Origin of the sequence: Actinomadura decatromicini, assembly GCF_008121305.1 — a bacterium.
GTDB classification, from domain to species: Bacteria; Actinomycetota; Actinomycetes; order Streptosporangiales; family Streptosporangiaceae; genus Spirillospora; species Spirillospora syzygii.
Genome location: NZ_VSRQ01000008.1, coordinates 444,548 through 457,563 on the forward strand (window position 1 = coordinate 444,548; position 13,016 = coordinate 457,563).

The 13,016-nt window shown below is 74.7% G+C and carries 12 protein-coding genes and 1 rRNA gene; 8 read left to right on the top strand and 5 right to left on the bottom strand.

Annotated elements, in window-relative coordinates; translation table 11 throughout:
• Nucleotides 1–79 precede the first annotated feature (79 nt).
• Nucleotides 80–835: an IclR family transcriptional regulator gene (locus tag FXF68_RS34840; protein ID WP_148766891.1), complete on the top strand. Its 756-nt coding sequence runs from the start codon at nucleotides 80–82 to the stop codon at nucleotides 833–835.
• Here the strand turns inward: FXF68_RS34840 and FXF68_RS34845 are convergent.
• The 4 genes from FXF68_RS34845 to FXF68_RS34860 all read right to left on the bottom strand — a co-directional run bounded on the left by FXF68_RS34845 (nucleotide 832) and on the right by FXF68_RS34860 (nucleotide 7,141).
• Nucleotides 832–3,597, bottom strand: a complete 2,766-nt coding sequence (locus tag FXF68_RS34845; RefSeq protein WP_148766994.1) for an FAD-binding and (Fe-S)-binding domain-containing protein — start codon at nucleotides 3,595–3,597, stop codon at nucleotides 832–834. The genes FXF68_RS34840 and FXF68_RS34845 overlap by 4 nt on opposite strands.
• A gap of 132 nt (nucleotides 3,598–3,729) precedes the next feature.
• Nucleotides 3,730–4,713 (bottom strand): 2-dehydropantoate 2-reductase, encoded by a 984-nt coding sequence (locus FXF68_RS34850; protein WP_148766893.1) that lies wholly within the window; start codon nucleotides 4,711–4,713, stop codon nucleotides 3,730–3,732.
• Nucleotides 4,714–4,744: 31 nt separating this feature from the next.
• A complete protein-coding gene (locus FXF68_RS34855) occupies nucleotides 4,745–5,593 on the bottom strand; it encodes a glutamate racemase (RefSeq protein ID WP_148766895.1) in 849 nt (282 codons plus the stop codon).
• Between the two features lie 48 nt (nucleotides 5,594–5,641).
• Complete coding sequence (locus FXF68_RS34860; protein ID WP_148766897.1) at nucleotides 5,642–7,141, bottom strand: MFS transporter; 1,500 nt, start codon at nucleotides 7,139–7,141, stop codon at nucleotides 5,642–5,644.
• Between the two features lie 57 nt (nucleotides 7,142–7,198).
• On the opposite strand from FXF68_RS34860, the gene FXF68_RS34865 reads away from it, so the two are divergent.
• The 6 genes from FXF68_RS34865 (at nucleotide 7,199) to FXF68_RS34890 (ending at nucleotide 11,315) form a co-directional block, all read left to right on the top strand.
• Nucleotides 7,199–7,654 (top strand): MarR family winged helix-turn-helix transcriptional regulator, encoded by a 456-nt coding sequence (locus FXF68_RS34865; protein ID WP_148766899.1) that lies wholly within the window; start codon nucleotides 7,199–7,201, stop codon nucleotides 7,652–7,654.
• 153 nt (nucleotides 7,655–7,807) lie between these two features.
• Nucleotides 7,808–8,197 (top strand): hypothetical protein, encoded by a 390-nt coding sequence (locus tag FXF68_RS34870; protein WP_148766901.1) that lies wholly within the window; start codon nucleotides 7,808–7,810, stop codon nucleotides 8,195–8,197.
• A gap of 38 nt (nucleotides 8,198–8,235) precedes the next feature.
• The gene (locus FXF68_RS34875) at nucleotides 8,236–9,120 is read left to right on the top strand and encodes a Gfo/Idh/MocA family protein (protein WP_148766903.1); all 885 of its coding nucleotides are present in this window, start codon (nucleotides 8,236–8,238) and stop codon (nucleotides 9,118–9,120) included.
• Between the two features lie 42 nt (nucleotides 9,121–9,162).
• Complete coding sequence (locus tag FXF68_RS34880; protein ID WP_222870222.1) at nucleotides 9,163–9,546, top strand: rhodanese-like domain-containing protein; 384 nt, start codon at nucleotides 9,163–9,165, stop codon at nucleotides 9,544–9,546.
• A 306-nt stretch (nucleotides 9,547–9,852) separates the two neighbouring features.
• The gene (locus FXF68_RS34885) at nucleotides 9,853–10,344 is read left to right on the top strand and encodes a metallophosphoesterase family protein (protein ID WP_148766907.1); all 492 of its coding nucleotides are present in this window, start codon (nucleotides 9,853–9,855) and stop codon (nucleotides 10,342–10,344) included.
• Nucleotides 10,345–10,367: 23 nt separating this feature from the next.
• Nucleotides 10,368–11,315, top strand: coding sequence for an aminoglycoside phosphotransferase family protein (locus FXF68_RS34890; protein WP_148766909.1), 948 nt, complete (start codon nucleotides 10,368–10,370; stop codon nucleotides 11,313–11,315).
• Nucleotides 11,316–11,426: 111 nt separating this feature from the next.
• On the opposite strand, the gene FXF68_RS34895 is transcribed toward FXF68_RS34890, so the two are convergent.
• Nucleotides 11,427–12,272 carry a patatin-like phospholipase family protein gene (locus FXF68_RS34895; RefSeq protein ID WP_148766911.1) on the bottom strand — a complete coding sequence of 282 codons (846 nt, stop codon included), beginning with the start codon at nucleotides 12,270–12,272 and terminating at the stop codon, nucleotides 11,427–11,429.
• Nucleotides 12,273–12,901: 629 nt separating this feature from the next.
• Between FXF68_RS34895 and FXF68_RS34900 the strand changes: the two genes are divergently transcribed.
• Nucleotides 12,902–13,016 (top strand): 16S ribosomal RNA (locus tag FXF68_RS34900); the annotation flags it as partial.

The following is a 13,016-nucleotide window of genomic DNA, read 5'->3' on the forward strand; positions in this document are numbered from 1 at the left end:
CTGGCTGGTCAGGCCGAGCCTGCCCCGCGCGGCCTACCTCGGGCAACGCGGGCGTCCCGCGTGGTGGGACACTTCTTGCATGGCCGAGTCCCCGCCGTCCGGCGGCACGTTCCTGCGCCGCGCCGTCGCGGTGCTCGCCGCCTTCCGCGCCGACGACGCCGACCTCGGCCCCGCCGAGCTCGCGCGGCGCAGCGGCCTGCCGAAGTCGACGGCGCACCGGATCGCGCTCGACCTCGTCGAGGCCGGGCTGCTGGAGCGGCGCGGGCCGCGGGTGCGGCTCGGGCTGAAGCTGTTCGAGATCGGGCAGCGGGTGCCGCGCCAGCGGGTGCTGCGGGACGCGGCCGTCCCGCACATGTCCGACCTGCGGGAGGCGACGCGGCAGACCGTCCACCTTGCGGTGCTGGAGGGCGCCGAGGTCGTCTACGTGGAGATCCTCGGCTCGGCGGGCGGGCCGCGGATGCCGTCCCAGGTGGGCGGGCGGCTGCCCGCGAACGTCACCGGCGTCGGCAAGGCGATCCTCGCGTTCTCCCCGCCGGACGTGGTGCGGTCCGTGCTGGAGGCGGGCCTCGCCAAGACCAGCGAGCGGAGCGTCACCGCCCCCGGCCTGCTCGCCCGGGAGCTGGAGCGGGTCCGGCGGGAGGGCGTCGCCTACGACCGGGAGGAGTCGGGGACCGGGATCGTCTGCGCGGCGAGCCCCGTCCTCGGGCCGGACGGGTACGCGCTCGGCGCCCTGTCGGTGTCGGGCTGGGCGACGACGATGCGGCTCGCGGTCGTGGCGCCCGCCGTCCACACGGCGGCGCTCACGCTGTCCCGGACGCTCGGCGGCGAACCCTAGCCGGGCGGCAGGTGCCGGGCGAGGAGCTCCGCCAGGTGCTCGCCGTCCCGTCCGGCCAGCTGGTGGAGCTGGGTGCGGCAGCTGAACCCGTCGGCGAGGACGGCGTCACCCTCTCCGGCCTTGCGGACCGCCGGGAGCAACTGCTGCTCCGCGACCGCGACGGACACTTCGTGGTGGCCCTTCTCGACGCCGAAGTTCCCCGCGAGGCCGCAGCAGTTTCCGAGGCGGTCGAGGCGGGCGCCCGCCCGTTCCAGCAGGGCGGCGTCGGTGGCCCAGCCCATGACGGCGTGGTGGTGGCAGTGCGGCTGCGCGACGCCGGTGACGCCGGACAGGTCGGGCGGCGTCCAGTCGGCGGTCTCGGTGAGCAGCTCGGCGAGGGTGCGGGTGGCGGCGGCGACCTCGCGGGCGGCGGCCGCGTCCACGCCGCGCAGCAGCTCGGCGGCGTCGGAGCGCAGCACGCCCGTGCAGGACGGCTCCAGGCCCACGACCAGCGCGCCGCGCCGGACGTGCGGGAGCAGCGCGCGGACGGTCCGCCGCGCCTGCGCGCGGGCGCCGTCGAGCTGCCCGGTGGAGATCCACGTGATGCCGCAGCACACCGGCCGCGCGGTGACGGTGACGCGGTATCCGGCGTGTTCGAGCACCCGCACGGCCGCCATGCCGACGTCGGGGGAGAAGGCGTCGGTGAACGTGTCGACGAACAGGACGACCTCGCCGTTGCGTCCCTCCCGGCTGCGATGGGACGCGAACCGGCGGCGGAACGTCCGCGGCGCGAACTCCGGGAGCGAGCGGCGCCGGTCGATCCCCGCGCTCCAGGCGACCAGGGGCCGCAGGGCGCGGGCGCGCATCGCCGCGTTGGTCGGCCGGACCAGCGCGGGGACGTGGGCCATGAGCCGGGTCCAGCGCGGCAGCAGGCCGAGCGCGTAGTGAGCACGGGGCCGGATCCTGCGGCGGTAGCGCTGGTACAACGCCTCCGCCTTGTAGGACGCCATGTCGATGCCGGTCGGGCAGTCCGACGCGCACCCCTTGCACGACAGGCACAGGTCGAGCACGTCGTGCAGGGCCTCCGACCTCCAGGGGTCGGGGCCGAGCCTCCCGATGACCGCGTCCTGGAGGACGCGCGCACGTGCGCGGGTGGAGTCCTTCTCCTCCCGCGTCGCGAGGAACGACGGGCACATCACGCCGCCCGCGCCGGTGTTGTCGGCCCGGCACTTGCCCACGCCCGTGCAGCGGTGCACGGCCCGGGACAGGTCGCCGCGGTCGTCCCGGTAGGCGAGGCCGAGGCCGCGGGTCAGCGGGACGGCCTGGGCGGGGCGCAGCCCCTCGTCCACCGGCGCCGGGCGGACGATGATGCCCGGGTTGAGCAGGTCGTCCGGGTCGAACACGTCCTTGACCGCCGAGCACAGGGCGAGGGCCTCGGGGGAGTACATGTGCGGCAGCAGCTCGCTGCGGGCGCGCCCGTCGCCGTGCTCGCCGGACATCGTCCCGCCGTGCCGCGCCGCCAGCGCGGCCGCGTCGTTCAGGAAGCTCCGGAAGACCCGCGTGCCGTCGGGACGGGCGAACGGGAAGTCGATGCGGACGTGGATGCACCCGTCGCCGAAGTGCCCGTACGGGACGCCGAACAGCTCGTACCGCGCCAGCAGCTCCTCGAACTCGCGCAGGTAGGCGCCGAGCCGCTCGGGCGGGACGGCCGCGTCCTCCCACCCGGCGTGCGCCTGCTCCCCGCCCGGGGTGCGCGCGACCAGGCCGGAGCCGTCCTCGCGGATCCGCCACAGCGCGTCGGCGAGCGCCATGTCCTCGACGAGCATCGAGTCGCCGCACCCGGAGTCGGCGACGACCTCGCGCGCCCTGGCGCGCAGCGCCGCGACGTCCGGCCCGGCGAGCTCCACGAGCATCCAGCCGGACCCGGCGGGCAGCGGCGGCACCGCGCCGGGGCCGCGCCGCTCGGCCACCACGCCGGTGATCCGCGCGTCGAGGCCCTCGCAGGCCACCGGGCCGTGCGGCAGGATCGCCGGGACGGCGTCCGCCGCCTCGGCCATCGACCCGTAGCCGAGGACGACCAGCACCCGGCACGCGGGTTCGCGCACCATCCGGATCCGCGCCGCGAGCGTCAGCGCGAGGGTCCCCTCGCTGCCGGTCAGGGCCCGCGCCACGTCGAAGCCGTTCTCGGGCAGGAGGTGCTCCAGCGAGTAGCCGGACACCTGGCGCCCGAAGCGCCCGAACTCCGTCCTGACCACCGCGAGATGATCGCCCACGAGGCCCCGCAGCCGGTCGAGCAGCGGGCTCGCCGCGCCGTCCGCGCCGGGGACGTCGCCGAGCCGCAGCCGCTCCCCGGACCCCGCGACCACGTCGAGCCCGAGGACGTTGTCGCTGGTCCGCCCGTATCCGAGGGCCCGCGACCCGCAGGCGTTGTTGCCGATCATCCCGCCGAGGGTCGCGCGCGTCCGGGTGGACGGGTCGGGCCCGAACCGCAGCCCGTGCCGCGCCGCGATCCGGTGCAGCCGAGCCTGGACGATCCCCGGCTCCACCAGCGCCGTGCCCGCCTCGGCATCGATCTCCAGGACGCGGTTCACGTGGCGGCCGACGTCCACGACCACGCCGGGGCCGACCGCGTTGCCCGCGATGGACGTCCCGCCGCCGCGCATCGTCAGCGGGACCCCGAACCGGCGGCACACGTCCAGCACGGCGGGCAGTTCGGCGGCCTCGCGCGGCGTCACGACCACCCGCGGCGGCACCCGGTACAGCGACGCGTCCGCCGAGTACATGGAGCGGGCCAGCGCGGAGTCGTCGACCCGGCTCACCCCCGCTCGCCTCAGCGCGGCCACGAGATCGCCCTGGTCGAGTCGGTCGGCCGGGACGGCCGGGTCGGGTCGGTCGGTCACGCTGTCAACGTTAGGTCATTCGTCCGGGTACAGGCCGCGGACCCGCGCGTTCAGCCGGGCCAGGCCGAACAGGGCGTCCACGGACGGCGTCGGGACGCCGACGGCGCGCCCGAGCTCGGTCACGGCGGCGACCAGCGCGTCCAGCTCGACGGGCCGCCCGGCCTCGGCGTCCTGGAGCATCGACGTGCGGACCGCGCCGAGCCCGCGGCTGACCGTGTGCCGCTCCTCGGGGTCGGTGTCGATCGGCAGCCCGATCCGCGCCCCGACCTCGGCGGCCTCCCGCATGCACGCGGTCGCGAACCCGCGGGCGAGCGGGTCGTCCAGGATGCGGTCCATGGTCGCGCCCGTGATCACCGACAGCGGGTTCATGGTCATGTTGCCCCACAGCTTGTACCAGACGGCCCGCTGGATCCGGTCGGCCGTCTCGACCTCGAACCCGGCGCCGCGCAGCGCCGCCGCCACCGGCTCGGCCCGCGCCGAGCCGCCCGCCGGGTCGCCCAGGATGATCCGCTCGCCCGCCGGACGCCGGACGACGCCCGGCTCCGGGCATGAGGCGGCCAGGTGCAGCACCGCCCCGACGACCTGGCCGGCGGGCAGTAGCCGCGACAGCGTCCCGTCCGGGTCGGTCGACTCCAGGCGGATGTCGTGGCCGAGGCCGTGGAAGAACCACCACGGCAGCCCGTTCATCGCGGGCACGATCGCGGTGTCCGGCCCGACGACCCGGGCGATCGCCGGGGCGGCCGATGGCAGCGCGGTCGCCTTGACCGCGACGATCACCACGTCCTGCGGGCCCAGCTCGGCGGGATCGCCGGTCACGGTCAGCGGGATCGGGGCGGACGGCTCCCCGTCCGGGCCTTCGGCGAGCACCAGGCCGCCGCGCTCCCGGATCGCTCCCAGCGTCGCGCCCCGCGCGACGCCCGCGACCGGGACGCCGGACCGCGCGAGCCGCGCGGCGATCAGCCCGCCGACCGCGCCGAGCCCGAACACGCAGATCCTCACGGGACCTCCCAGGTCGGCAGGACCTCCCGGGTCAAAGGGTCTCCCCGACACCGTCCCCGGACGGCAGCGGCGCGTCCTGCCGCCGCGCGGACTCGGCCAGCAGCGCCTCGCGGGGCATCCGCCCGGCCGCGTCGAGGACGCGGCCCACCGGATAGGCGTGCGCGCTGTCCGGCAGCCGCCCCGGACGGCCGCTGAGCATCACGTCGACCACGCCCTCCGGGCCGTCCGGCGCGTGGGCCAGGCCGAGGCGGCGGAGCGTCTGCCGGGCGACCGCCTCCGCGCTGTCGTAGAGGGTCGCGCCCGCGGGCAGCCGCCCGAGGATCTCCGCCGCGACCAGCGGATAGTGCGTGCACCCGAGGACGACGGCGTCGCAGTGCAGGGGGGTGCGCTCCGCCGCGTCCGCGATCGCGTCCGACGCGGCGGCGACGTCCCCGAGGTCGATCGCCTCGGCGAGGCCCGGGCAGGCGACCCGCTCGACCGGCTTGCCGCCGGCGAAGTCGGCGATCAGCCGGGTCTGGTAGGCGCTCGCCGTCGTCCGGACGGTCGCCCACACGGCGATGCTGCTGCCCGCCGCGGCCGCGGGCTTCACCGCGGGGACCGTCCCGATGACGGGCACGCCCGGCTCGAACTCGCTCCGCAGGGCGTCGATGGCGGTGACGGTGGCGGTGTTGCAGGGGACGACGATCGCGTCCGCGTCCCGCTCGATCGCGGCGTGCGCGGCGGCGAACAGCCGCGCGGTGATGAACGAGGTGCTGCGCGGGCCCCACGGCGCGCCGTCCGGGTCGAGGAGCAGGAGCAGGTCGAGCTCCGGGACGAGGTGCCGCACCCAACCGGCGGTGGACAGCAGGCCGAGTCCCGAGTCGATCAATGCGACCTTCACGCCGATCAAGCTATCAAGCCGGGCAACCCGGCCGCCCGGCCGCGCCGGTCAGGTGCGGGCGGGCGCCTCGGCCCTCACGTCGCCGCCCGCGGCGGCGCGCCGCGCCCTCCCGCCGGGCAGCCCGAGCGTGACCAGCGCCCCGGCGAGCGCCCCGGCGCCCGCGATCAGCATCCCCGCGTGGAACCCGCTCTCGGACGGCAGCGCGTGCCCGCCCAGGTCGGTGGTCATCTGCGCCAGGACGACGCCGACGACCGCCGCCGACACCGACGTCCCGACCGAGCGCATGACGGTGTTGAAGCTGTTGGCCGCGCCCGTCTCCGACAGCGGCACCGCGCTCATGATCAGCGCGGGCATGGCGCCGTAGGCGAGCCCGACGCCCGCGTTGATGACGCAGGTGAGCGCGAGGACGCCCCACGTCGAGCCGAGCAGCCCGATCGACATCCCGTAGCCGACCGCGATGACGAGGCTGCCCGCGCACAGCGTCACCTTCGGCCCGCGCGCCCGCGACAGCCGCGCGCCGAGCGGGGACACGGCCATCATCATGAGCCCGGCGGGCGCCATCCACAGCCCGGCCGCGAGCATCGACTGCCCGAGCCCGTACCCGGTGGCCTTCGGGAGCTGGAGGAGCTGGATCACGATCAGCGACTGCGCGTACATCGCGAACCCGACCAGCACCGACGCCGCGTTCGTCAGCCCGACCTGGCGTCCGGCGGTGACGCGCAGGTCGACCAGCGGGTCGGCGGTGCGCAGCTCCCACCAGCACCACACGAGCAGGACCGCGACGGCGGCGGCGAGCAGGCCGAGCGTCGTCCCGCTCGTCCACCCCCAGTCGGCGCCCTTGGACACGCCCAGCAGCAGGCACACGAGGCCCGCGCCGAGCCCGACCGCGCCCGGCACGTCGAACCGCCCGGCGGCCTGCCGCGGCACGGCGGGCACCATCCGCCAGATCAGCGCGGCGATCAGCACGCTCAGCCCGGCCGCGCCCCAGAACAGCACCCGCCAGCTCGCGTTCTCGGCGACCGCCGCAGCTACCGGCAGGCCGAGCGCGCCGCCGATGCCGAGCGAGGAGCTCATCAGCGCGATCGACGACCCGAGCCGCTCGGGCGGCAGCAGGTCGCGCATCGCGCTGATGCCGAGCGGGACGATCCCCATCCCCATGCCCTGGAGCCCGCGCCCCACGATCATCGGGGCGAGCGAGCCCGCGACCGCGCACAGCACCGAGCCCGCGATCAGCGGGACCGTGCAGGCGAGCAGCATCCGCCGCTTGCCGTAGAGGTCCGCGAGCCGCCCGGTGGACGGGACGGCGACCGCCCCCGCGAGCAGCGTCGCCGTGACCGCCCACGAGGCGTTGGCCGCCGTGGTGTGCAGCAGCTTCGGCAGCTCGCCGATGAGCGGCACCACCAGCGTCTGCATGAGCGCGGCGATGACGCCGGCGACCGCCAGCACCGCCACGATCCCGCCGGGGCGTCCGGCCGCGGCGGCGTGCTTGGGGTGGTCCACGTGGTGTCTCCCGTCCTGTCCGCGGCGTCCGGCCGCAGGTGAGTGCATGTGCACGATACATATGATGTGCATGATGCACAAAGCGGAGGTGTACGATCGCCAGGGATGGACCGGCCCACGCACCTGATCGAGTACGAGACCATGCTGCTCGGCCGCTACACGCTGAGGGTCGCCTCCGGCGCGGGCGACGAGGCGGGCGGCCTGGAGCGCAGCGCCTACATCCTGCTGAGCCGGGTGCGCGCCGAGGGGCCGATGTCCATCCGCCAGCTCAGCGACGCCTTCGGGCTCGACCAGTCCACGCTCAACCGGCAGACGTCGGCGATGACGCGCGCCGGGCTGCTGGAGCGCATCCCCGACCCCGAGGGCGGCATCGCCCGCAAGTTCCGCATCACCCGCGACGGCGCCCGCCGCCTGGACGAGCACCGCGAGCACATCGTCGCCGGGCTCGACAAGGTCCTCGCGGGCTGGACGCCCGACGAGGTCGCCGCCTTCGCCGCCTACCTCAAGCGGTTCAACATCGACATCGAGCGGCTCTCCGGGCGCGCCTGGCCCCGTCCCTGAGGACCCGGCCGAGGATCGGTCCCGGAACGAAGGTCCCTCCTCGCCGCCGCGCGGCTCCACGAGCGCGTCCTCTTACCCCGGACGCGGGCCCGGCGGGACGGGCGGTAGCGTCCCTGGAAAACCGTCCCCCCGATCTTCGCCCCCGGAGGCCCCGTGCTCGCCGTCACCACCGCCGACCTGCGCATCTTCCTGCACGTGCTGGCCGCGACGATCTGGGTCGGCGGGCAGATCACGCTCGGCGCGCTGGTGCCCGCGCTGCGCGGGTACGACGGCGTCGCCAAGGCCGCCGCCCGCCGCTTCAACGCGATCGCCTGGCCCGCGTTCGCCGTCCTGATCCTCACCGGCGTGTGGAACATCACCTCGGGCGACCTCACGGACGCCGCGCAGCGGACGCTCGAGGTGAAGCTCGTGTTCGTCCTGCTCTCGGGGGCGGGCGCGTTCCTGCACATGCGCGCCACGTCCAAGGCCGGGCTCGCCGCGTGGGGCGCGGTCGGCGCGGCGGGCGCCCTGGCCGCGCTGTTCTTCGGCGTCCAGCTCGGCTGAACGTCCCCGTTGGGACGGGAACGTCTAGTTTGTTCTCCATGAGCGATTCCCCCGTGGCGGTGGGTCTGGTCGGGGCGGGCCCGTGGGCCGGGATGGTGCACGCGCCCGCGCTGGCGGCGGGCCCCGGCACCCGGCTCGCGGGCGTGTGGGCGCGGCGGCCGGAGGCGTCCGCCGAGCTGGCGGCCCGGCACAACGCGCCGTCCTTCGCCCGGATCGAGGAGCTGTTCGACGCCTGCGAGGCCGTGGCGTTCTCCGTCCCGCCGGACGTGCAGGCCGGGCTGGCGGCGCGGGCGGCCCGCGCGGGCAAGGCCGTCCTGCTGGAGAAGCCCCTCGCCATGGACCTCGCCGGGGCGCGGCTGCTCGCGGACGCCGTCGCCGAGTCGGGCGTCGCGTCCCGGATGGTGTTCACGCTGCGCTACTCCGCCGCCGCCCGCGCCTTCCTCGCCCGCGCGCGGGACCTCGACCCGTTCGGCGGCTACGGCTCGTTCGTCTCGTCCACGCTCGGCGGCGGGCCGTTCGCCACGCCCTGGCGGCTGGAGAAGGGCGCGCTGCTCGACCTCGGCCCGCACATCGTCGACCTCCTGGACGCCGCGCTCGGCCGGGTCGCCGGCGTCCGCGCGCACGGCGACCCGCTGGGCTGGGTCGGGCTGACGCTGGAGCACGAGAGCGGCGCGGTCAGCCAGGCGTCCGTGTCGATGGCGGGCGCCGGCGACCTCCCGCCCGCCCACGTCGAGGTGTACGGACGGCACGGCCATGCCCGGCTCGACTGGTCCGACCTCGGCGACGACGCGTTCGCGAGGATGGTCGCCGAGTTCGCCGCCGCCGTCCGCGACACGCCGGAGGACGGACCCCGGCTGGACGCCGCCCACGGCCTGCGTATCCAGGAGATCCTCGCCGCCGCGGAGACGCAGCTCACGCCCTGACGGGATTTCCGACCGGTTTAGTGGAATGTCATGCTGGGCGCCATGGCTCGCACAATCAACGAGGTCCTCGCCGACGCCCGCGACCGGCTGACGCGCATCGACCCGGCGCAGGCCCACGCGGAGACGCGCGACGGCGCCCTGCTCGTCGACATCCGCCCCGCGGCCCAGCGCGCCGACGAGGGCGAAGTGCCCGGCGCGCTCATCGTGGAGCGGAACGTCCTGGAATGGCGGTTCGACCCGGCGTCCGACGCGCGGCTGCCCCAGGCCACCGGCCACGACGTGCGCGTCATCGTGCTCTGCTCGGAGGGCTACACGTCCAGCCTGGCCGCCGCGTCCCTCCAGGACCTCGGGCTCACCCGCGCGACCGACGTCGTGGGCGGCTTCCGCGCCTGGCGGGCGGCGGGCCTGCCGACCGTCGGCGGCTGACGTCCGCCCCGGCTGCGTTGGAGACGGCCGGAACCCCGGGGCCGGTGCAAGGGAGTGATCATCCTCCTCGGGGTCCGGCCGTCCCCTCTGGCCCTCGCGGTGCTGGGTCGCCGTGTCGGAACGACCGGGGGCGTACGGCCGGGATCCGCTGGACGAACGCGAGGAATCCCGAGCCTAACTCCGCAGGTCAGAACAATGTAATGACATCGTGCTTACAGTTGTTTCCCACTGGTGTCCGAGCCCCGCCGTGGCAAAATCACCCGCCCTCCCGGGGGCCGTTCGCAGCCGTGCGCGACAATGGGACGGATGAGAGCGGTGGCCATCTCCGACACCCACGCCCCGCGGCGCTGGAAGTCGTGCCCGCCGCGGGTCGCCGAGCACCTGCGGGACGCCGACGTGATCCTGCACGCGGGCGACGTGTGCACCGCCTCCGTCCTGGACGAACTGGCCGAGTTCGCGCCGGTGCACGCCGTCCTCGGCAACAACGACGGCCCCGACGTCGCCGCCTGGGGCGCGCCCGAACGCCTCGAACTCGACCTGGACGGCCTGGCCGTCGCGATGGTCCACGACAGCGGCCAGGCACGCGGCCGCACCGCCCGGATGCGCCGCTGGTTCCCCGCCGCCGACCTCGTCGTCTTCGGCCACTCGCACATCCCGCTGGACGAGACGGGCGACGGCGTCCGCATCTTCAACCCGGGCTCGCCGACCGACCGGCGCCGCCAGCCGCACGGCACGATCGGCCTCCTCGACATCCGCGACGGACGGCTCACCGCCGCGAAAATCGTTCCCGTCACCTGACCGCGGCGCGCCACAATGCCCTGATGGACACCGCGACCAGCACTCGGCTCCCCTGGGAGGGCACGCCCGAACACGTCCGCGCCGGGGTCGAGGCGCTGCTGGAGGGCGTGGTCGTCGAGGCGGTCTCCCAGCCCGGCGGGTTCTCGCCCGGCGTCGCCGCCCGCCTCCTGCTGGACGACGGCCGCCGCGCCTTCGCCAAGTCCGTCGGACCCGAACTGAACCCCGACTCGCCCGGCATCCACCGCGCCGAGGCCCGGATCGCCGCGGCGCTGCCCGCGTCCGCGCCCGTCCCGCGCCTGCTCGGCTCCCTCGACCACGACGGCTGGGTGACGCTCGTCTTCGAGGACGTCGACGGCCGCCACCCCCGCGAACCCTGGTCCGACGCCGATCTGCGCCGCGTCCTGGCCGCGCTCGGGGAGCTGGCGTCCGCCATGACCCCGTCGCCGGTCGACGCGCCGACCCTGGCCGAGCGGTTCGGCGAAGCCTTTCGCGGCTGGCGCGTCCTCTCCACCGACTCCGGACGCGACCTCGCGAACCTTGACCCCTGGGCCCGGACGAACCTCACCCGGCTCGCCGCCCTCGAATCCGAATGGGAGGACGCCGCCGCCGGGACCACGCTCGCGCACGCCGACATCCGCGCCGACAACGTCCTGCTCACCGCCGACCGGGTCGTCGTCATCGACTGGCCGTGGGCCTGCCTGGCCGCCCCGTGGTTCGACCTCCTCGCGATGCTGCCGAGCGTCCGCATGCAGGGCGGGCCGCCGCCCGACGACGTCTTCACCGCCCATCCCCTCGGCCGGGACGCCGACGCCGAGGCCGTGACACGGGTCGTCGCCGCGCTCGCCGGCTTCTTCGTCGAGCAGGGCCTGCGCCCGCCGCCCCCGGGGCTCCCCGCCCTGCGCGAATTCCAGCGCGCCCAAGGCGCCGAGGCGCTCAGCTGGCTACGCGGACGCCTAGAACGAAACCCCTGAGCTGCGCTGGCGTCTTCCAACACGAAACGCCGCGGATGCCGAGGCTCGTGACGATCCCGCGCTTCGGCCGGTCAGGCCAGGAACACGGGCCCATGCGTGAGGCGTAGGGGCTTACGACCAGAACGCGGCGACCTTCGCGGCCAGCGCCTCACCCTGCGCGAGTCCCGCCTTCGCCGCCGGGGTCCGGGTGGAGGGCGACAGCGGGTCCGTCCCGAACGCGGCCAGCGACGGCTCGTCCGGACTGATCACCTCGACCCGTCCGCCCTTCTCCGCCACCGCGGCGACGCCCGCGTCGAGCGCCGGATCCGGCAGCGGCGCGAGCAGCAGGACGCGCCCGTATCCGGCGGCCAGGTCGAGGTTGGTCATCGTCCGCACCCCGCCGTCCACGTACCGGACGCCGTCGATCGTCACCGGCGGCCAGATCATCGGTACGGCGCTGCTCGCCGCCACCGCGTCCACCAGCCCCACCCCGGACTCGCGGTCGAAGACCCGCGGCTCGCCGGTCAGCGCGTTCACCGCCGTGACCCGCAGCGTCCGGGCCGGCCACTCGTGAACGGGCAGCCGCGCCTCGATCACCGCCAGCCGCTCCCGCTCCGGCACCGTCTCGGCCGCCAGCGCCCGCGCCCCGATCTGCTGGCGCACGGCGGTCAGGTCACCGCCGTTCTCCTCCACGAGCCGAGCCAAGACCTCCATGATCTCAGCTGGGGACATGCCGCCGGACGGCACCAGTTCGCGGGTCTGCAACTCGGGGTCGGCTTGCCGAGCGAACATCTCGTCGACCGGGATGCTGCTGCCGACCTGCGCGGCCACCGTGGCGCCCGCCGAGGTGCCGAGCAGGAGGTCGGCGCCGGTCACGTCCGTTCCCGCGCGGGCGAGCCCGGCGATGACCCCGGTCAGCCAGGCGATGCCCGCGACGCCCCCGCCGCCTAGCACCAAGGCGCGTCCGTCGTCGCTCATGATCGATCCTTCCGTCGTGACGGAGAGAGAGCGTACGAGGAGGCTGATCCATTCCTTTCTCCCAGGCCCCCGGGCGCCGATTTGACGAGGTTGCCGAGTCCACGTATCTTGGCCGTTCGTCCCCAGCACGGATGCAGGACGCCTCATGGGCGGCCGACCGATCGGGGAAACCACGACCTCCCAAACGGACACGGCTTCGTCGTGTCCGTCGCGTCGTGGCGTCGGAAAGGCTCAGTTTTGACAATCGGGCCGGATCTGATGAAATGGTTCCACCGCCGGAACGAAACCGCGCAAGCGGGTTCGGATCGGCGTGCCAGAAAAGGGCGGAATTGACAGTCCGCCCGGATCCGGTAAAGTAACACGAGTCGCCCCGGAAGCCGGAAAAGCGAAAGCCGATCCGACACGGTGGGTGTCCGTTTCTTGAGAACTCAACAGCGTGTTAAAAGCCAGTGCCTTTATACGGCCAGGCCGGGTTTCCTGGTTTGGTCGTCCCCGTAGCCACCCCTGTTGTGGGGTGGTGGGGATTTCTTTGAGGCAATGCACGGCCCTCTACGAGGGGTCGTGCCTGCCGGGATTTATTTCCTGAGGTTTGGCCGTTCAGGGTTCGCCCCTTGTTCGGTCGTTGTGCCTTGATGGAGAGTTTGATCCTGGCTCAGGACGAACGCTGGCGGCGTGCTTAACACATGCAAGTCGAGCGGAAAGGCCCCTTCGGGGGTACTCGAGCGGCGAACGGGTGAGTAACAC